Raw genomic sequence first — 18,685 nt, forward strand, 5'->3', positions numbered from 1 at the left:
CCCTTGCTGGAACCCACGCTCATTCCGAAGCGGCGCCTGCCCCGCTTCGGCTTCCACACCCACACCGAACGGCTCAACGGTCGTTTGGCCATGCTCGGTTTCATCGCTCTGGTGGCGGTGGAGCGCTGGCTCGGCCATGGACTGCTGATCTGGTCGTGATCGCCGCGGCGCCCTCGCCCCAGGACGTGCCCCTGCTGGGCCTGGGCCTGGGCGAGCTGGAAGCCTGGGCGGTCAGCCAGGGGCAACCCGCTTTTCGTGGCCGTCAGCTGCACGACTGGATCTATGCCAAGGGGGCCCGGCGCCTGGCTGACATCAGCGTGCTGCCAAAAGCGTGGCGGGAGAGCCTCACTGCTCAGGCAGACCCTGCTGGCGCCGATCCGCTCGGCCGATCCAGGGAACTGCAGCGCAGCGTGGCCAACGATGGCACCACCAAGCTGCTGCTGGGGACCGCCGATGGCCTCAGCCTCGAAACCGTGGGCATTCCCTCCCGCGATCGCCTCACGGTCTGCGTCTCGAGTCAGGTGGGCTGTCCGATGGCCTGCCGCTTCTGCGCCACCGGCAAGGGCGGGCTGCAGCGCTCCCTGGCGGTGCACGAGATCGTCGATCAGGTGCTGTGCGTGCGCGAGGTGATGGGCCGCCGTCCCAGCCACGTGGTGTTCATGGGCATGGGCGAACCCCTGCTCACGATCGATTCCGTGCTGGGGGCCATTCACTGCCTCTGCACCGACCTGGGCATGGCCCAGCGCCAGATCACGGTCAGCACCGTTGGGGTGTCCAGTACCCTTCCCAGACTGGCCGAGCTTGCCCTGGAGAAACTGGGCCGTGCCCAGTTCACCCTGGCCGTGAGTCTGCATGCTCCGGATCAGGGTCTGCGGGAGCAGTTGATCCCCACTGCCCGCGCCTACCCGCTGGAGACGCTGCTCGATGACTGCCGCCGCTATGTGGAGATCACCGGCCGGCGCGTGAGCTTCGAGTACATCCTGCTGGGGGGCCTCAACGACCACCCACGCCAGGCATCGGCCCTGGCGGCGCTGTTGCGCGGGTTCCAGAGCCACGTGAACCTCATCCCCTACAACCCGATCGAGGAGGAGGATTTTCAGCGCCCCAGCCCTGAGCGGGTGGAGGCCTTCCGCAGGGCGCTGCAGGAGCGGCATGTGGCCGTGAGTGTCCGAGCCAGCCGCGGTCTCGATGAAGATGCCGCCTGCGGTCAGCTCAGGCGGCGGGCGGCGGTCACGTCACTCTGACCACCGCCCGCCTCCTGGCTGCGCTGTTCTCAGACCCGGTGGGGGTCGTTCCAGGAGGTCGCCTCAGGTGGGATCCTTCGCTGGATCGAAGGCGCCGCGGGGGCCGGCGCCGTTCCAGGGGGTGAGCCGCAGCATCAGCAGAAAGGCCGGCAGTGCGGCTCCCACCGTGAACAGGAAAAAACTGCTCCAGCCCACCCGTTCGGCCACCAGCCCGGCTGGCGCGGCCAGGATTGAGCGGCTCAGGGCATAGACCCCGGAGAGCAGGGCGTACTGGGTGGCGGAGAAGCGCGGGTTGCAGAGGCTCATCAGCAAGGCCACGAACACCGCTCCCACCATCCCGCCGCCGATGTTCTCCATGCCGACAGCCAGAACCAGTGCGGTCTTTCCGCCACCGAACTGGGCCAGGGCCCAATAGGAGAGGTTGCCGATCGCTCCGATGAGGGCGAACAGCCAGAGGGAACGGTTCATGCCCAGACGGCTGAAGAGCACGCCGCCGAGCACCGTGCCGATCATCGTCGCGGCGATGCCCCAGCCCCCCTGCACCGCCCCGATCAGCCCGGGACTGAACCCCTGCTGAATCAGGAACGGGACCGCCATCAGGCTGAGCAGGCCATCGGGCCAGCGGTAGAGCAGAACCAGCAGAAGCAGCAGAGCGGCCCGTCCGAAGCCGGTGCGGCGGAGGAAATCACGTGCCGGGCCCACCACCGCCTGCCGCAGGCTGGTGACGGGATGCTCGATCGGTGCCAGCCGCGGCGCCGCCAGGGTGAACGGAACCACCGCGAGCAGCAGCGCGGCCGAGGCCAGGAACGCCGCTGGCCAGCCGAAGCGGCCGGCCAGCATGAACCCCCCGGCACCGATGGCCAGCATGGCTCCCCGATAGCCCAGGGCGGAGGCAGCCGCTCCGCCGCCCCGCTCCGCCGGCGGGAGAAGGTCCGTGCGGTAGGCGTCGACGGCGATGTCCTGGGTGGCGCTGCAGACGGCCAGCAGCACGGCCATGAGGCCGATCACCGTGAGACTGCCCCCGCCAGTGCCGGGTCGCAGCAGAGCCATGGCAGCGATCACCACCACCAGGGTGATCTGCAGCAGCAGCAACCAGCCACGCCTGCGGTCCGGCCAGGGCAGTGGCCAGCGGTCGAGGGCCGGCGCCCAGAGCATCTTCAGGGTGTAGGGCAGTTCCGCCAGGCCGAGCAGGCCGATCAGGCTCAGGGGCACTTGGTTGGCCGCCAGCCAACCCTGCAGCAGCTTGCTGCCCACCATGTAGGGAGTGCCGCTGGCCACCCCCTGGGCCGTCACCGCCACCAGGCGGCGGCGGGGGCCGGAGGCCGCCTCGACCGCTGTGATGCGCTCGCTGGCTGGTTCGGGTGCCAAGGGCCGGACGCGACTGGGCGAACCCTACGGAAGTCCGATGACCCCAGCATCCAGAATGGGGCACCTCCCTGGCCAGTGCCGTGTCGTTCTTCCGCTCCACCCTGTTGCCGGCCGCCATCATCGTGCTGTTCGGTCTGGCTCTGTTTGCGGTGAGTGCCAGGATCTGGCTTCCGGGTGACATGGCCGCCCCCGCTCCGATCGGTTGAGGCCCATGACCGACCAAGCCAACCCCGATCCCGGCGGTTCCCTGCCCCCCTACGCCCACGGTCCGGCCGAGCTGGCCTTCGACCCGGAGTTGCTGGCTGGCGAGCTGGCCCAGGAGCTGCTGGGCGATCCGCTCGAGGATCTCGATGCACTCGAGCCCGCCGAGGCCGACATCGCCGCGGAATGCGACCTGGGGCTGGAGTGGCTCAGGGGCGGCCATGACCAGCGCATGCAGGGGCTGCGCATCTTCTGTGAGCACCGCGACCCCCGGGCGATCCCGCTGCTGCTGCCCCTGCTGGAGGCCACCTGTCCGATCCTGCGCATGAGCGCGGTCTATGCACTGGGCCGCAACCCCGATCCGCGTGCGGTGGCCCCCCTGCTGGCCCTGCTGCAGGACGACAGCAACGGCTACGTGCGCAAGGCCGTGGCCTGGAGCCTGGGCAATTACCCCGAGTCGCCCGTGCTCAATCCTCTGATCCGGGCCCTGCAGAACGACATCGCGGCCGTGAGGTTGTGGGCGGCGGGATCCCTGGCGGATGTGGGCGGTACGGGCGCGGCCAAGGCCGATCAGGCCGCCGCCCAGTTGCTGGTGAGCCTGCGCATCGATTCCGAGCCGGTGGTGCGCAGCAACAGCGCCTGGTCGCTGGGGCGCCTCTACGACCACCTGGTGGATCCACGTCAGGGGGAACTGGTGGAAACGCTGGTGGCGGTGATGCTCCAGGACGCTGATTCCACCGTGAGGGACGAGGCGCGGGTGGCCCTGGAGCAGCTGGAGAGTCCGGCGGTGCTGGAGCGGCTGCAGACCCTGGTGGACGAGGGCCTGATCCGCTGAGGCGGCTCCCTGCAGCGTAACGGGAAGCTGGTTAACATTTGCCTACCTGAGTGACCCTGGATGGCCCAGACCACCATCCGCTTCCGTATTCGCCCCGATGGGCGGGTCGAGGAGCTTGTGGAAGGCGTCCAGGGTGCAGCCTGCGAGCGGCTCACCGAGCGGATCGAGACCCAACTCGGTTCGCTGGAACAGCGCCGCTCCACGTCCGAGGCCTTTCAGGCCGCGGCTCAGGCTGTCACCCCCTCGGTGAGCCTGCACCAGCGTTCCGCCTGAGTTTCACCCATACCCTTCGGCCGCCCCGATGTCCCACTTCAGCACCGTCAAGACCGAACTGCGCGACCGCGTGGCCCTGCTCGAGGCCCTGCGGGACCTCGGCCACGACCCTGAGCTGGGGCAGCGGCCGGTCCGTGGATACCGCGGCCAGACCGTGCTCGCCGATGTGGCCCTCACCCGCAACGACGGCTGCGACATCGGCTTCCGCTGGAATGCCGAATCCGGCACCTATGAGCTCGTCACCGACCTGGAGCTGTGGAAGCAGCCGATTCCGGTCGAACGTTTTCTCGCCCAGATCACCCAGCGCTATGCCCTGCACCAGGTTCTGGCCGCCTCCGCCCAGGAGGGCTTCCAGGTGAGCGAGCAGACCTCCAGCCTGGATGGTTCGATCGAGCTCGTGGTCACCCGCTGGGATGGCTGAGGTCGATCCCTCCCTGGCCTACGCGGCACCGGCCCGCTCCAGGGTGCAACCCAGCGGCCATGAGCCGTTGCTTGGGGGCAGCCTGCGTCAGCAGGCCGTCTGGGTCGATGAGGCCGTCTGCATCGGCTGCCGCTACTGCGCGCATGTGGCTGGCAACACCTTCCTGGTGGAACCGGTCTGGGGTCGGTCCCGGGCGATCCGCCAGGACGGCGACAGCACCGAGATCATCCAGGAGGCGATCGACACCTGTCCGGTTGATTGCATCCACTGGGTGCCGTACGAAGACGTGGCCCAGCTCGATGAGCGCCTGCGCTCCCAGGAGCTGCTGCCTCTGGGCTATCCGAGCCAATCCCGGGTTCAGCGCACCTTGCCTCGGCCTTGACGGCGGAGCTGCCCTGCCGTCGCTTCGGGCGCACGGAGTTGGCCATGCCGGTTCTCTCTCTGGGGGGGATGCGCTACCAGCAGAGCTGGAGCGATCTGCCGGCCGGCGAGATCACCGCCGCCAGCCAGGCCAACCTGCGCGCCACCCTGGAGAAGGCCGTGGCCGCCGGGTTCCATCACATCGAAACCGCCCGCCATTACGGAACATCCGAGCGGCAACTGGGTGATCTGCTGCGGGAGGTGCCCGATCCCCGGCGCATCCTCCAGACCAAGGTGCCGCCCCATGAGGATCCCGCCCAGTTCGAGGCGGAGCTGGAGCTGAGCTTTGAGCGCCTGCGCATCGAGCGGCTCGATCTGCTCGGCATCCATGGCCTCAACCTGCCCGAGCATCTGGAGCAGACCCTGCGGCCCGGCGGCTGCCTCGACGTGGTCAGGCGCTGGCAGCAGCAGGGCCGCATCGGCTATGTGGGCTTCTCCACCCACGCGCCCCTGCCCCTGATCCTCGAGGCGATCGCCAGTGATGCCTTCGACTACATCAACCTGCACTGGTACTACATCCGCCAGGACAATCGCCCGGCTCTCGAGGCCGCCCGCCGCCACGACATGGGCGTGTTCGTGATCAGCCCCACCGACAAGGGCGGCCACCTGCACACCCCCTCCGAGCGGATCAGCCGGCTGTGCGCTCCGCTTCACCCCATCGAGTTCAACGACCTGTTCTGCCTGCGTGAGGCGGCGATCCACACGATCAGCGTGGGCGCCGCCGGCCCGGCTGATCTCGACCTGCATCTGCAGGCGGTGGCGCGTCTGCCCGAGGCCGAGTGCTGGCTGGCCCCGGTGCAGGAGCGGCTGGAGCGCGCCAGGCTCGAGTCCCTCGGCGCTCGCTGGCTCGAGAGCTGGAGCGATGGTCTGCCCACCTGGGAGGCCACCCCCGGAGGGCTGAACCTGCCGGTGCTGCTCTGGCTGCACAACCTGCTGGAGGCCTGGGACCTGGAGGGTTACGCCCGCGCTCGCTACGGCCTGCTGGGCCAGGGGAGCCACTGGTTCCCCGGCGCCAATGCCGAGGCCCTGGACCGGGAGGTGAGCGAAGCCGATCTGCTGGCGGTGCTGACGGCCAGCCCCTGGGCCGAGCGGATTCCGACGCTGCTGAGGAGCCTGCGCGAGCGGCTGGGGGGCACCAGCGTCCGTCGGCTGATGGCGGATGCGTGATCGGGCTCAGGCCAGGGGCTGCTTGGCGGGCAGACCCACGGCCCTGGGATAGATGGCGGGGCAGGGGGCGCTCGGCCTGAGCACCACCGCGTGGCGCACCCCCCGTCCTCCAGGCAGGTCGATCCGCTCCACCTGCTCCACCTCGGCGCGCAGGCAGGTGGCGGCCCGCTTCAGGCAGGCCAGATCCTCCGGGCTCCACTGGCCGCGATAGAGCAGGGCCCGGCCGCTGGTGCTGAGCAGGGGCACCAGATACTCCGCCACCACCGGGGCGGCGGCCACCGCCCGTGCCATCGCCCAGTCCTGGCGGCCGCGGCAGCTGGGGGTGTGACCGGTGGTCTCCGCCCGCTCCCAGCGGACCTGCACCCTCTCGCCCAGGCCCAGGCTGGCGGCCATGGCCTTCACCGCCTCCGCCTTGCGCCCGACGGAATCCACCAGGGTGAGCTGGGCGGCCGGCAGGGCGATCGCCAGGGCCAGGCCGGGGAAGCCGCCACCGGTGCCCACATCGAGGCAGCGCAGGGACTGGGTCGGGGCGTTGAGCTGGTCGCGCCAGGGCCAGAGGCTGTCGTACACCTGGGCGATCCAGTAGTCGTCGCCATCGACCAGGCGCGTGAGGTTGAGCCGGGCGTTCCAGTGGCGCAGCTGCTGCTGCAACGCCGTCAACTGCTGCAGCTGCTCGGGGGTGGGCTCCCAGCCCAGGCTGTCCCAGAGGCCAGCTGGAACGGGATCGGCGGGGGCTGTGATCACTGCAGCACCGTTGGTCGAGCTCTCTAGGATCAGCCAACCATGGCGCGTGGTTGGTGACAGGCGGCGAGCACCCGGTCACGGGCCCATCTCTCTACGCGCTGCTTGGTCTGCCGAGCACAGCCACGCCGCAGGAGCTGCGGCAGGCCTTCCGCTCCCTCAGCAAGCTGTATCACCCCGACACCACCACCCTGCCGTTGCCTGAGGCCCAGGACCAGTTCCGCCGGCTGCAGGAGGCCTACCTGGTGCTGGGCGATCCTCAGCGCCGCTCGGCGTACGACAGCCAGCTGCGTCTCGCCCTGCTGCAGCGCGTCGAGGCGCTGGGCCCGCCGGTCGCCAGTCCCGCTCCTGGCCTGGCCATGCCGGGGCCGGCCGCGGAGCGTCGCCCCCTCTCGGTGCGGCGGGCGTTCTCGGGGGGGGAATGGTTCGCCCTGGTGCTGCTGGCCCTGGCCCTGCTCTTCAGCCTGGTGCTGGGGCTGGGCCTGGCCTGGTGGCGCGGGGTGGAGCTGGTCACCCAGCCCCCGCTCAGCACTTCGGCCAGTGATCCGATCGAGCGGCACACTGAGGACATCACCGCACGCCTGCCCGCGGATGAGCTCCTTACCCCCCCTGCAGACGCCCCTGTACAACCACCCGCTGCCGGCCCTCGAGCAGTGGCTGAGTGATCTGGGTGCCTGCCGGGACGCCGCCGAGCCCTGCCTCTGGGACCTGAAGCAGCCCTCGTGGAGTGCCCGCATCGAGCTTGAGGTGGAGGAACTCAAGGTGAGCTGGGAGCACGGCGGCGGCATCACGGTGCGCCTGTTCCCCTATGGCCTCAGTCGCGCCGACGTGGAATCGGCGATCCTGGCGGGCCCCTGAGGGCGGGCTTCAGCCAAGGGTCCTCACTCAGTTCAGTTGATCGAGGGCTGAGCGGATCACGGCATAGCAGTGCCGCAGCTGGCCGTCGCTGAGGCAGAGAGGCGGCAGCAGGTAGACCACATGGCCCAGGGGCCGCAGGAACACCCCGGCCTCAATGGCATGGCGCTGCAGCCGGCGGCCGGCGGGGTGGAGATAGCCCGGCCGCTCCACCGCCAGATCGAAGGCGGCGATGGTGCCGCACAGCCGCGGCCGCCGCACCAGTGGGTGCGCTGCAAGGGCCTGCAGATGGGGCCGGTGGCGGGCCTCGAAGCCTTCGTGGCGTGCGGGCTGGTGCAGCAGCAGATCCAGGCTGGCGTTGGCGGCGGCGCAGCCGAGCGGATTGGCCGTGAAGCTGTGGCCGTGATACAGGGTGTGGCTTGGATCGTCGCTGATGAAGCCCTGGTAGATCCGCTCGCTCGCCAGGGTGACACCCATCGGCAGGAAGCCGCCGGTGAGGCCCTTGGAGAGGGCCACCAGATCAGGGCGGATGCCGGCCCGTCCGCAGGCGAAGAGGGCACCGGTGCGGCCGAAGCCGGTCATCACCTCATCGGCGATCAGCAGGGCACCGGCCTGACGCACCCGCTGCTCCAGCTCACGCAGGAAGCGCTCGCGCACCATCACCATGCCGCTGGCCCCCTGCACCAGCGGCTCGAGGATCACGGCCGCGGTGGGCTCCTCCAGCAGCCGCTCCAGTGCCGCAAGGGCCTCGGCTTCCTTGATCTCCACGTCTGGGTCATCCCACCAGGTGGCGGGCCAGGGGGCACGGGCCACCGGGGAGAGCAGGGGCTCGAACGGCGCGGAGAACAGGGAGCGCTCCCCCAGGGCCATGGCCCCGAAGGTGTCGCCGTGATAGGCGCCCTCGAAGGCAATCAGCTGACGCCGCTCGGAGCCCTGGTTGCGCCACCACTGCCAGGCGATCTTCAGGGCCACCTCCACGGCGGTGGAGCCGTCGTCGGAGAAGAACAACCGCTCCAGCCCGGCGGCGGCGCTGAGCCGCTCGGCCAGACGCTCGGCGGGGGGATGGCGGAAGTTGGCGAAGATCACCTGCTCCAGCCGCAGGGCCTGCTCCGCCACGGCCGTGGCGATGGTCGGCTCGCCATGGCCATGAAGGGTCACCCACCAGCTGCTGATGGCATCGATCAGCTCACGGCCGTCGTCGAGCTCGAGCACGGCGCCGCGGCCGGCGACCACTCTCAGGGGGGGATCGGCCCGGGCCACCTGGGTGGTGGGGTGCCAGAGATGGGGATGCCAGTTCAAGGGTCGCTCTGCGGCTGAATCAGCGGCACCGCTTCTCCAGGCGGGACATGTCGGAGGCCCAGGGTCCGCAGTTGAACCAGCGCACCATCCCCAGCTCCACATCGGTGAACAGCACCAGGATGCCGGTGCAGAGCAGAGCCACTGATGCGCTGACCAGCAGATTTCCTCGTGTCATCAGGCCAGGCTACGGGCCAGGCCGCTGGCCTGCCATTGCTCGGCAAGGGCGTTGCGATCCAGCCGGGGCAGGGGGGGCAGGCAGGCCAGCACCGACGCCCCGGTCATGGCCTCCAGGGTGCGGGGGTTGTCGGGGTGGAGCGGGCCGTTGAGCACCAGGCCGAGCAGGGGGATGGCTCTGGTGCGCAGGGCTTCCACCGAGAGCAGAGTGTGGTTCAGGGTGCCCAGGCCGCTGCGGGCCACCAGCAGCACCGGCAGGTCCCAGCGGCGGATCTGATCGATCTGGAGGCTGTCGAGGCGCAGGGGCACCAGCAGGCCGCCGGCGGTTTCCACCACCAGCGGACCGCTCACCCGGGGCAGCGCCAGACGCTCCAGCTCGATCGGCCGCTGCTCCAGCTCACCGGCCCAGTGGGGCGAGACCGGATGGCTGTAGCGGTAGGCCTCCGGCAGGAGGCGCTCGGCAGCTTCAGCGGGGCTGAGCCCGAGCATGGCCGCCACCCTGGCCGTGTCACCCCCCTCCTCCAGGCCGCACTGCACCGGCTTCCAGTACTGCGCGCCAAGCCCCTGCACCAGCAGGGCGCTCACCACGGTCTTGCCCACATCGGTGTCGGTGCCGCAGACCACCAGGCGTGTCATCGCTTCAGCTCCGTTGCGGGTTGGTGGCCGATCAGCAGCAGCACCTCCCAGCTGAGGTGCTTGTGGCCGTCATGGTCGCGGGGCCAGTGGGCCTCCAGCCGCCGCCAGGCCCCCACCCCCAGGGGTGGGGCGGCGGTGCTGCCGGCGCCCACGGCCCCCATGGGCCGCAGCAGGGCCCGGCCGCTGGGGCCGCGCTGGCTGAAGCGCAGGGTCGTGGCCAACCGCAGCTCCAGACGTGAGGCGGCAACGGCCAGCAGGCGGGACCGCTCGGGCAGGGCCAGGGCGGTGCAGGGCACGCCGGCGGCGGCGGCCGCCTGGCGCCATTGGGGGAAGCTGCCGGCGGTGGGAACGGCCAGCCCCAGCCAACCGTCCGGTGCCAGGGCCTCGCACCACTGGCGCAGGCTGGCGGCGGGATCATCCAGCCAGTGCAGCGCGAAGCTCGACACCAGCAGCGCCGCCCCGCCGAGGGCCGCGGGCAGGCCGTCGTTGAGGTCCCAGAGGAGCTGGGGTGCCGCAGCCAGTGGCGAGGCAGCCCTGGCGCGGCCCTGACGGGCGTCCTGCTCCAGCAGGGCCGCGCAGGCATCGAGGCGCAGCAGGCTCCAGCCAGGGCGCTGCTGTTCCAGGGCGCCGCCGAGCAGACCGGTGCCGGCCCCCAGATCCGCCATCGGGCCCTCAGGGAGGGGCAGGTCGCGGCAGTGGCGGGCCAGACGCCAGGCCACGGCCCGCTGCAGGCTGGCGGCGTCGTTGTAGTGGCGGGCACGGCGGCTGAAGGCCAGTCGCACCCGCTGGGTCATCGAGGGGGCTGGTCGGAGCAGGACCATCAGTGTCCGGCCTCCAGCCAGTTCAGGACCGGCTCCACCAGATCGCTGCCCAGCAGGCTGTGCCCGGCAGCGGCCAGGGACCAGTGCTCTGCGTCCGGCAGGGCTTTGCTCAGGGCCGCTCGGCTCTCGGGAGCCACGATGCGATCGGCCCCGGCCTCGACGATCAGGCTTCGGGCACCGCTGGGGAAGGTGGGAGGCACGGCGCTGCACTGCTCCAGCAGGAGCAGATCCTGGCGCAACCGCTCCACCCCTTCGGCGGGCATCACCCCGGACGAGGGCCCCGGCGGCAGCAGCTCCACCGACGCGGGAGCGGCGGCCTCCCGCAGGAAGTCGGCGAGCATGGCGGCGCTGTCGCCGGCCTCCAGGCGCCGGCCCATGCCGCGCAGGGCCTGCCGCCAGCGCCGGCCCCCGGGCCCGGGGGGCACGAAGCCCCCGAAGCTGGCCAGCAGCACCACGGCCTGCGCCTCCGCCAGCACAGGGGCCGGCAGCAGGTGCAGCCCGAGGGAATGCACGATCACGGCCCTGGGGCCGCCCTGCTCCGGCCACTGGGGCGTCTGGGGGGGCAGCTGGCCGTAGCCACGTTCTCCGCTCTGCCAGCTCCAGCCACGGCGGGCCGCGGCCTGCTGCCAGGGCCGCCAGGCCCGGCTGTCGCCGGCCCAGCCATGCATGGCGATCAGCTCCAGGGGACGACGGTTCATGGGGCGGGGGCGGAGGCTGAGGCGGGGGCGTGAGGCCAGGCGGCCAGGGCCTGGAGCAGGCGATCGAGGCTGCCGTGGGGCAGGTCGCGGCGCAGCACCAGCCGCAGGCGCGCCGTTCCCGCCGGCACCGTGGGCGGGCGGATCGCGACCCCCAGCAGGCCGGCCTGCTCCAGATGGCCCTGCAGGTCGAGGGCCAGGGCGTCATCGCCCACGTGCAGCGGCAGGATTGGACCCTCGCCGGGCGGGCGCCGCCAGCCGGCGTCCTCGAGGCCGTCCCGCCAGCGCCGGGCTCGGCGCATCAGGGCTTCGCCCTGGCCGGGATCAGCCTGGAGCAGCTCCAGGGCCGCCAGGGCCGCGGCCGCCAGCGGCGGCGCCAGGGCGGTGGTGTAGCGGAAGGCGCCGGAGCTCTGCAGCAGCCAGGGGCCCAGGGGGCCATCGGCGGCGAGGAAGGCCCCGCCGGCGCCGAAGGCCTTGCCGAAGGTGCCGCTCACCAGGCTCACCCCCGCCAGACCCCAGGCCAGGCCGCGGCCACCGGGGCCCAGCAGCCCGAGGGCGTGGGCTTCATCCACCAGCAGCAGGGCGCCGAACTCCCTGCAGGTTGCGGCGATGCCGGCCAGGTCGGGGCTGGTGCCCTCCATGCTGAACAGGCTTTCGCTCACCACCAGCTGACGCCGGTCGGGCTCGCTGCGGGCTCCGCGCTCCAGCAGACGGCGCAGGTCGGAGCGATCGTTGTGACGAAAGCGGCGCAGGCGGGCGCCGCTGGCCTGGATCCCCACCAGCAGGGAGTGGTGGATCAGCCGGTCGGCGATCACCTCGCTGTGGCGGTCGGCCAGGGCCAGCACCGCGGCCAGGTTGGCCTGAAAGCCGCTGGGGAAGAGCAGGACCCGCTCGCGCCCCAGCCAGTGGGCGAGGGCTGCCTCGAGCCGGAGATGAGAGGGGCGCGTGCCGCTCACCAGCCGTGATCCGCCGGAGCCCACCCCTTCGCTCCCGATGGCGGCCATGGCCGCCGCCTTCAGGCTGGGGTGGGCGCTCAGCCCGAGGTAGTCGTTGCTGGCGAGATCAAGCAGGGGCCTTCGGAGTGGGCCGGCATCGACGGGCAGGAGGGTGGCGGCGGGGCCGGGGCGAAATGTGCGCAGCCTTCGCCGACGCTGCTCGGGCACCCCCGCGAGGGCCTGCTGAATCGAATCGAGCGGATCACGGGCCACGCGGAAGGCACCGCCAGGGCAGTTGCACTTCAACCACTCTGCTCGCTGGGCAGCCCATAAGATTGGGTGATGCAAACCGCCGGTTCCAACGCTCCTCCTGATCCGGCGGCGGTTCCAGCGGCGGTTCCAGCATCCTTGGCCGAGAGCTACAGGCCTGAGGCGGTGAAGGATCTGTCTTTGGGCTCCAGCAAGGATCTGGCTGTGGTCCCCAGTGAGGTGCCCCCCCTCGATCAGCTCTTCCCGTTCCCCCTCGATCCCTTCCAGCTGGAGGCGATCGACGCCCTCAACCAGGGCCATTCCGTGGTGGTGAGCGCCCCCACCGGCTCCGGCAAAACCCTGGTGGGCGAGTACGCCATCCACCGGGCCCTGGCCCATGGCCAGAAGGTGTTCTACACCACGCCGCTGAAGGCCCTCTCCAACCAGAAGCTGCGCGATTTCCGCGAGCAGTTCGGGGCTGATCAGGTGGGGCTGATGACCGGAGACCTGAGCGTGAACCGCGAAGCGCCGATCGTGGTGATGACGACCGAGATCTTCCGCAACATGCTCTACGCGGAGGTGGACCGGGGAGACGATCCCCTCGCTGATGTGGAGGCGGTGGTGCTCGATGAGTGCCACTACATGAACGACTCCCAGCGGGGCACGGTCTGGGAGGAATCGATCATCCACTGCCCGCCGCCGGTGCAGCTGGTGGCCCTCTCGGCCACGGTGGCCAACGCCGGGCAGCTCACCGACTGGATCGAGCGGGTGCATGGCCCCACCACGCTGGTGGTGAGCGACCACCGGCCGGTGCCGCTGGCCTTCAGTTTCTGCAGCGCCAAGGGCCTGCACCCCTTGCTCAACGAGCAGGGAACGGGTCTGCACCCCAACTGCAAGGTGTGGCGGGCGCCGAAGGGGGAGAGGCGCAAGGGCAGGAGCCCGAAACCGCCCCAGCCGGAGGCGGCGCCACTGCCCTTCGTGGTGGCGCAGATGGCCGAGCGCGACATGCTGCCGGCCATCTATTTCATCTTCAGCCGCCGCGCCTGCGACAAGGCGGTGCGCGACCTGGGCCGCGTCTGTCTGGTGAGCGAGGCGGAGCAGTCCCTGATCGTGGCCCGGCTCGAGGCTTTCGTGGCCGCCACCCCGGAAGCGGTGCGCGAGGGGGGCCACGCCGAGGCCCTCACCCGCGGCATCGCCGCCCACCATGCCGGCGTGCTGCCGGCCTGGAAGGAACTGATCGAGGAGCTGTTTCAGCAGGGGCTGGTCAAGGTGGTCTTCGCCACCGAGACCCTGGCCGCCGGCATCAACATGCCCGCGCGCACCACGGTGATCTCGGCTCTCTCGAAGCGCACCGAGCGGGGTCACCGGCCGCTGATGGGCAGCGAGTTCCTGCAGATGGCCGGCCGGGCCGGCCGGCGCGGCCTGGATGTGCAGGGCTATGTGGTCACGGTGCAGAGCCGTTTCGAGGGGGTGCGCGAGGCGGGACAGCTGGCCACCAGTCCAGCCGATCCGCTGGTGAGCCAGTTCACCCCCAGCTACGGCATGGTGCTGAACCTCCTGCAGCGCCACGACCTGGCCAAGGCCAAGCAGCTGGTGGAGCGCAGCTTCGGGCGCTACCTGGCCACCCTGGATCTGGTGGAGGACGAATCCAACATCGCCTCCCTGCGCGCTCAGCTGGCCCAGCTGGCTGGTCCCAACGCAGACATCCCCTGGGACGACTTCGAGGCCTACGAGAAGCAGCGGGAGCGGCTGCGGGAGGAGCGGCGCATCCAGCGAATCCTGCAGCAGCAGGCCGAGGAAACCCTGGCCCATGAACTCACCCTGGCCCTGCAGTTCGCCAGTGAGGGCACTCTGGTGAGCCTGAAGGCCCCCCAGCTGCGGGGCCGGGTGACCCCGGCGGTGATCGTGGCCAAGCAGAAGGGCTCCGGCCAGTTCCCGCTGCTGCTCTGCCTCACCGAGGAGAACGTCTGGATCCTGGTGCCCTGCCATGGGGTGGTGAGCCTCCATGCCGAGCTGAGCTGCCTGCAGGTGGACTCGATCGCGGCGCCCCACCTGGAGCATGCCGGGGAGATTCGCCATGGCGATAACGCCAGCGGTGGCCTGGCCCTGGCGGTGGCGTCGATGGCCCGCCGCCATGACATGCACACCCCCCAGTACGACCTGGCGGGGGAGGTGCGCAGCCAGGCTGAGCTGGTGCAGCGGCTGGAGGAGGAGCTTGAGCAGCATCCCGCCCACCGCTGGGGCGACCGGCGCCAGCTCAAGAAGCAGCGGCGGCGGATGGAGGAACTGAGCGAGGAGATCGAGGAGCGCCAGAGGCTGCTGCACCACCGCGCCAACCGCCACTGGGACACGTTCCTGGCCCTGATCGAGATCCTGCGCGCCTTCGGTGCGCTCGCCGGAGCCGATGGTCTGGAGCCCACCGAGGTGGGCCGCACCGTGGCCGCCCTGCGCGGCGACAACGAGCTCTGGCTGGGTCTGGCCCTGATGAGCGGCCACCTGGATGAACTCAACCCGGCGGAACTGGCGGCGGTGTTCGAGGCGATCAGCACCGAAGTGAACCGCCCCGACCTCTGGAGCGGTTTTCCGCCGCCGCCGCGGGCGGAGGAGGCCCTGCACGACCTGAGTGGCCTGCGCCGGGAGCTGCTGCGCCACCAGGAGCGGGCCCATGTGGTGGTGCCGGCCTGGTGGGAGCCCGAGCTGATGGGGCTGGTCCATGCCTGGGCCCGCGGCAGCAGCTGGAACGACGTGATCGCCAACACCTCCCTCGATGAAGGCGACGTCGTGCGCATTCTGCGCCGCACCGTCGATCTTCTGTCCCAGGTGCCCTACGCCGAAGCGATCAGCGAGCAGCTGCGGACCACCGCCCGCAAGGCGCTCCAGGCGATCAACCGCTTTCCGGTGTCGGAATTCCTCGACCTGCGCGCCGAAGCGGTCCCCGTCTCACCGCCGTCCGTTCCTGCCACTCCGGCCACGGCCCGTCCAGCAGCACCCCAAACGGCCTGATCAGGGTGCCATTGCGGTGCCATCAGCCATCAGCCGCCAGCACAGCGGGAGTGCAGATCCAGCCGGTTCAGATCCCCAGCCGCTCCCAGATCACCTCCAGCTGGGCGCGGTGCAGGTCGGTGGAGAAGCAGGCGTCGAGCTGGGACGGGTCAAGGCTGGCGACCACCACGGGATCGGCGGCCAGGTTGGCGCGGAAGTCGCCCCCGTCGCGGTTCCAGGCGTCGTGGGCGTGGCGCTGCACGATCCGGTAGGCGTCTTCTCTGCTGAGGCCGCTCTCCACCAGGGCCAGCAGCACCCGCTGGCTGAACACCACCCCGCCGTAGACATTCAGGTTGTGGCTCATGTTCTCGGGATACACTCCGAGACCCTTCACCACCTCCGTCATCTCCCGCAGCATGAAGTGCAGGGTGCAGGAACAGTCGGGCAGCATCATCCGCTCCACCGAACTGTGGCTGATGTCGCGCTCGTGCCAGAGGGCCACATTCTCCAGGGCGGCGATCGTGTAGCTGCGCAGCACCCGTGCCAGACCGCTGATCCGCTCGCTGCGAATGGGGTTGCGCTTGTGGGGCATCGCCGAGCTGCCCTTCTGCCCCTTGGCGAAGTTCTCCTCCACCTCCAGCACATCGGTGCGCTGCAGATTGCGGATCTCAGTGGAGAACCGCTCCAGGGAGGTGCCTACCAGCGCCAGGGTCTGCACGTATTCCGCATGGCGGTCACGGCCGATCACCTGGGTGCTGGCGGTGTCGGGCTCCAGCCCCAGGCTGGCGCAGGTGAGGGCCTCGACCTGGGGGTCGGTGTTGGCGTAGGTGCCCATGGCCCCACTGATCTGACCCACCGCCACCACCTGGGCCAGCCGCTCCAGCCGTTCCCGGTTGCGCTCCGTTTCGGCGAGCCAGCCCGCCACCTTGAAGCCGAAGGTGATCGGTTCGCCGTGGATCGCATGGGAGCGACCGATCATCACCGTGTCCTTGTGCTCCGTGGCCAGGGTCCTCAGCGCGGCAGCCAGCTCATCGAGCTCGACCCGCAGCGCCGCCACCGAGGCCTTGAGCTGCAGGGCCAGGCCTGTGTCGAGCACATCGGAGCTGGTCATGCCCACGTGGATGAAGCGGCCCGCATCGCCCACGTGCTCATTCACGTTGGTGAGGAAGGCGATCACGTCATGGCGGACCTCGGCCTCGATCTCCAGGATGCGGGGCACCTCGAAGCGCGCCCGCTCCCGGATCTCAGCCATGGCGTCCTGAGGCACCCGTCCCAGCTGGCAATTGGCGTCGCAGGCGGCGATCTCCACATCAAGCCAGCTCTGGAATTTGGCCTCTTCGCTCCAGATGCGGCCCATCTCGGGCAGGGTGTAACGCTCGATCAAGGGCCAGCGCGTGGCAACGTCCTGGTCAATCTATGGGTCGACCCCAACGGGATCCCGATGGCAGGCAAGCAGCGGCTCGATCAGCATCTGGTGTGGCTGGGCCTGGCAGCAAGCCGTCAGCAGGCGCAGCAGCTGATCCGTGCCGGACGGGTGCGCAGCGGCGACCGGGTGCTCGACAAGCCCGGCCAGGAGGTGGCTCCGGATCTGCGGCCCGAGGTGGAGCACCCGCCCCGCTTCGTCTCCCGTGGCGGTGAGAAGCTGGTGGCGGCCCTGGAGGCCTTCCCCCTGCGGGTGCCGGGGCGCGTCTGCCTCGACGGCGGCATCTCCACCGGTGGCTTCAGCGACTGCCTGCTCCAGCACGGCGCCGAGCGGGTCTACGGCATCGATGTGGGCTACGGCCAGACCGCCTGGAGCCTGCGCACCGACCCTCGGGTGGTGCTGAGGGAGCGCACCAACCTGCGCCGCCTCACTCCCGAGCAGCTCTATGGCCCTGAGGATCCCTGGCCAGACCTGGCGGTCGCCGACGTCTCGTTCATCTCCCTGGCCCTGGTGCTGCCGGCTCTGCGAGCCCTGCTTCAGCCCGGCTGGGCCGAGGCCGTGCTTCTGGTGAAACCTCAGTTCGAGGTGGGTCGCGAGCGGGTCGGCAAAGGCGGCGTGGTGCGTGACCCTCTCGCCCATGCCGAGGCGATCACGGCGGTGATTGCCGCCGCGGCCCCGCTTGGCCTCTGGGCCTGGGGCCTGATCGCCTCACCGCTCACGGGTCCCGCCGGCAACCACGAATATCTGCTCTGGCTGCGTTCGGATCCTGCACCGGCGGATGCCCTGGTGGCGGACGACTCGATCCGCGCCCTGGTGAGCCGCACCCTCACGGCCGGCTGACCACCATCAAGCGGTCCGAAAAAAAAGCCGGAGACCCCAAGGGATCCCCGGCTGGACCGTGCTGAAGCGGTGACTGGTCGCCGAGTCAGATCGCGGTGCTGTCGCGGTCGCCGGTGCGGATGCGGATGACCGTACCCACGGAGCTGATGAAGATCTTGCCGTCGCCGATCTCGCCCGTGCGGGCTGCATCCTGGATGGCGGTCACCACGGTGTCGACCCGGTCGTCGTCGACCACCACTTCGAGCTTGAGTTTCTGCAGGAATTCCACGGTGAATTCAGAACCCCGGTAGCGCTCCACCTGGCCCTTCTGCCTGCCGAAGCCGCGCACTTCACTCACCGTCATGCCAACGATGCCGGCATTCACCAGAGCCACCTTGACATCTTCCAGCTTGAACGGACGAATGATGGCCTCAACTTTTTTCATGGAGTCTCCAATGGTTCGGATCAAGTCTCTCAGGAGGGATCGCTGAGAGGAAGGGAAAGGTTGGGGATGCGGTTCACTCGGAGCCCTGCGGACAGGGCATCCTGACAAAGGCGATCGGCGGAGCTCGGACTCACCTGAACCCTGCCGGTGGCCAGGTGGGACCACACGGCATCGTCGAAGTGGGTCTGTAGCCAGACCATCCCCAATGCCGACTGGGGCTTGAGGCGAAAACCGCCGTGACTGCTGGCGAGGAGGAGGTCCATAAGGAGACCCAGCGCACTGCGGCCATTAGGCCTGAGTGCGCTGGGCTCCGGCGTAGCTGTTGCTACTCGCCATCCGGCGGGCGAGAGTCAGGCCGCCTGCAGATCGCGCTGGGCCTGCTGCCGGCGGTGGTGATAGCTGTGCCCGCGGTAGTGAAGTTCGAGGCTTTCGTCCACGGGCTGGGGCTCATGCTTCAGCGGCATGCGGTAGTGAACGCCTCGGTACACATGCTCCACCGGCTCGACGCTGAGGAGCACCTGGTGCTGGTGGGTGTCGTAGGGGACACCCCGGTAGACAAGTTGGTCCTGGGTCATGACTGAAGTCTCGAAGGGATGGAGCACACCGTCCCCGCAGGTGCGGTGCCGAGTCGTGGGAAGGAGCGTTGCTTCGCCTGGCGTGGGGCTACTTCCGACAGGAGGGC

23 protein-coding genes are annotated in these 18,685 nt (G+C 70.1%); 12 read left to right on the plus strand and 11 right to left on the minus strand.

All coding sequences use genetic code 11. The features are described from left to right. Positions 1-3: 3 nt before the first annotated feature. Both I1E95_RS12105 and rlmN read left to right on the plus strand, forming a co-directional pair. Positions 4-159, plus strand: coding sequence for a high light inducible protein (locus I1E95_RS12105; RefSeq protein WP_197162587.1), 156 nt, complete (start codon positions 4-6; stop codon positions 157-159). Beyond that, complete coding sequence (rlmN, locus tag I1E95_RS12110) at positions 156-1,244, plus strand: 23S rRNA (adenine(2503)-C(2))-methyltransferase RlmN (RefSeq protein ID WP_197162589.1); 1,089 nt, start codon at positions 156-158, stop codon at positions 1,242-1,244. The genes I1E95_RS12105 and rlmN overlap by 4 nt, the downstream gene beginning before the upstream one ends. A gap of 63 nt (positions 1,245-1,307) precedes the next feature. Here the strand turns inward: rlmN and I1E95_RS12115 are convergent, their stop codons facing one another. Next, positions 1,308-2,612, minus strand: coding sequence for an MFS transporter (locus tag I1E95_RS12115; protein ID WP_231594611.1), 1,305 nt, complete (start codon positions 2,610-2,612; stop codon positions 1,308-1,310). A gap of 80 nt (positions 2,613-2,692) precedes the next feature. Between I1E95_RS12115 and I1E95_RS17140 the strand changes: the two genes are divergently transcribed. The 6 genes from I1E95_RS17140 to I1E95_RS12140 are packed head-to-tail and all read left to right on the plus strand — an operon-like array spanning position 2,693 to position 5,929. Beyond that, positions 2,693-2,818 carry a hypothetical protein gene (locus tag I1E95_RS17140; protein WP_255110479.1) on the plus strand — a complete coding sequence of 42 codons (126 nt, stop codon included), beginning with the start codon at positions 2,693-2,695 and terminating at the stop codon, positions 2,816-2,818. Between the two features lie 5 nt (positions 2,819-2,823). After that, positions 2,824-3,648, plus strand: a complete 825-nt coding sequence (locus tag I1E95_RS12120) for a HEAT repeat domain-containing protein (RefSeq protein ID WP_197162591.1) — start codon at positions 2,824-2,826, stop codon at positions 3,646-3,648. A 60-nt stretch (positions 3,649-3,708) separates the two neighbouring features. Next, on the plus strand, positions 3,709-3,921 hold the full coding sequence (locus I1E95_RS12125) for a DUF2997 domain-containing protein (protein WP_197162593.1): 213 nt from the start codon (positions 3,709-3,711) through the stop codon (positions 3,919-3,921). Between the two features lie 28 nt (positions 3,922-3,949). Beyond that, the gene (locus I1E95_RS12130; RefSeq protein ID WP_197162595.1) at positions 3,950-4,342 is read left to right on the plus strand and encodes a DUF1257 domain-containing protein; all 393 of its coding nucleotides are present in this window, start codon (positions 3,950-3,952) and stop codon (positions 4,340-4,342) included. Continuing rightward, positions 4,335-4,724, plus strand: a complete 390-nt coding sequence (locus I1E95_RS12135) for a ferredoxin (protein ID WP_197162597.1) — start codon at positions 4,335-4,337, stop codon at positions 4,722-4,724. Before I1E95_RS12130 ends, I1E95_RS12135 begins: the two co-directional genes overlap by 8 nt. A gap of 44 nt (positions 4,725-4,768) precedes the next feature. Further along, positions 4,769-5,929 (plus strand): aldo/keto reductase, encoded by a 1,161-nt coding sequence (locus tag I1E95_RS12140; protein ID WP_197162599.1) that lies wholly within the window; start codon positions 4,769-4,771, stop codon positions 5,927-5,929. Positions 5,930-5,935: 6 nt separating this feature from the next. On the opposite strand, the gene I1E95_RS12145 is transcribed toward I1E95_RS12140, so the two are convergent. Beyond that, complete coding sequence (locus I1E95_RS12145; RefSeq protein ID WP_197167476.1) at positions 5,936-6,670, minus strand: 16S rRNA (guanine(527)-N(7))-methyltransferase RsmG; 735 nt, start codon at positions 6,668-6,670, stop codon at positions 5,936-5,938. Between the two features lie 56 nt (positions 6,671-6,726). Here I1E95_RS12145 and I1E95_RS12150 point away from each other — a divergent pair, with 56 nt between their 5' ends. Next, complete coding sequence (locus I1E95_RS12150) at positions 6,727-7,335, plus strand: J domain-containing protein (RefSeq protein ID WP_197162600.1); 609 nt, start codon at positions 6,727-6,729, stop codon at positions 7,333-7,335. Continuing rightward, positions 7,262-7,528: a DUF3143 domain-containing protein gene (locus I1E95_RS12155; RefSeq protein WP_197162602.1), complete on the plus strand. Its 267-nt coding sequence runs from the start codon at positions 7,262-7,264 to the stop codon at positions 7,526-7,528. Before I1E95_RS12150 ends, I1E95_RS12155 begins: the two co-directional genes overlap by 74 nt. Before the next feature lie 27 nt (positions 7,529-7,555). Here I1E95_RS12155 and bioA read toward each other — a convergent pair whose 3' ends face one another. The 6 genes from bioA to I1E95_RS12185 are packed head-to-tail and all read right to left on the minus strand — an operon-like array spanning position 7,556 to position 12,358. After that, the gene (gene bioA, locus I1E95_RS12160; RefSeq protein ID WP_197162604.1) at positions 7,556-8,824 is read right to left on the minus strand and encodes an adenosylmethionine--8-amino-7-oxononanoate transaminase; all 1,269 of its coding nucleotides are present in this window, start codon (positions 8,822-8,824) and stop codon (positions 7,556-7,558) included. 19 nt (positions 8,825-8,843) lie between these two features. After that, positions 8,844-8,999 (minus strand): hypothetical protein, encoded by a 156-nt coding sequence (locus I1E95_RS12165; protein WP_197162605.1) that lies wholly within the window; start codon positions 8,997-8,999, stop codon positions 8,844-8,846. Next, positions 8,999-9,634, minus strand: a complete 636-nt coding sequence (bioD, locus tag I1E95_RS12170; RefSeq protein ID WP_197162607.1) for a dethiobiotin synthase — start codon at positions 9,632-9,634, stop codon at positions 8,999-9,001. The genes I1E95_RS12165 and bioD overlap by 1 nt, the downstream gene beginning before the upstream one ends. Then, positions 9,631-10,455, minus strand: coding sequence for a methyltransferase (locus I1E95_RS12175; RefSeq protein ID WP_231594614.1), 825 nt, complete (start codon positions 10,453-10,455; stop codon positions 9,631-9,633). The genes bioD and I1E95_RS12175 overlap by 4 nt, the downstream gene beginning before the upstream one ends. Next, complete coding sequence (locus I1E95_RS12180; RefSeq protein WP_197162609.1) at positions 10,455-11,153, minus strand: alpha/beta hydrolase; 699 nt, start codon at positions 11,151-11,153, stop codon at positions 10,455-10,457. The genes I1E95_RS12175 and I1E95_RS12180 overlap by 1 nt, the downstream gene beginning before the upstream one ends. Then, entirely contained in the window at positions 11,150-12,358 is a 1,209-nt protein-coding gene (locus I1E95_RS12185; RefSeq protein ID WP_197167486.1) for an aminotransferase class I/II-fold pyridoxal phosphate-dependent enzyme, read from the minus strand. Before I1E95_RS12185 ends, I1E95_RS12180 begins: the two co-directional genes overlap by 4 nt. A 69-nt stretch (positions 12,359-12,427) precedes the next feature. On the opposite strand from I1E95_RS12185, the gene I1E95_RS12190 reads away from it, so the two are divergent. Next, positions 12,428-15,337: an RNA helicase gene (locus tag I1E95_RS12190; RefSeq protein WP_197162611.1), complete on the plus strand. Its 2,910-nt coding sequence runs from the start codon at positions 12,428-12,430 to the stop codon at positions 15,335-15,337. A gap of 67 nt (positions 15,338-15,404) precedes the next feature. On the opposite strand, the gene purB is transcribed toward I1E95_RS12190, so the two are convergent. Continuing rightward, complete coding sequence (gene purB / locus I1E95_RS12195; protein WP_197162612.1) at positions 15,405-16,700, minus strand: adenylosuccinate lyase; 1,296 nt, start codon at positions 16,698-16,700, stop codon at positions 15,405-15,407. A gap of 57 nt (positions 16,701-16,757) precedes the next feature. Between purB and I1E95_RS12200 the strand changes: the two genes are divergently transcribed. Next, entirely contained in the window at positions 16,758-17,579 is an 822-nt protein-coding gene (locus I1E95_RS12200; protein WP_197162614.1) for a TlyA family RNA methyltransferase, read from the plus strand. An 85-nt stretch (positions 17,580-17,664) separates the two neighbouring features. Here I1E95_RS12200 and I1E95_RS12205 read toward each other — a convergent pair whose 3' ends face one another. Further along, complete coding sequence (locus tag I1E95_RS12205) at positions 17,665-18,003, minus strand: P-II family nitrogen regulator (protein ID WP_006171995.1); 339 nt, start codon at positions 18,001-18,003, stop codon at positions 17,665-17,667. Between the two features lie 350 nt (positions 18,004-18,353). Next, complete coding sequence (locus I1E95_RS12210) at positions 18,354-18,578, minus strand: DUF4278 domain-containing protein (protein ID WP_197162616.1); 225 nt, start codon at positions 18,576-18,578, stop codon at positions 18,354-18,356. Positions 18,579-18,685: the final 107 nt, after the last annotated feature.

It is taken from the genome of Synechococcus sp. CBW1107 (genome assembly GCF_015841355.1).
Classification (GTDB): domain Bacteria; phylum Cyanobacteriota; class Cyanobacteriia; order PCC-6307; family Cyanobiaceae; genus Regnicoccus_A.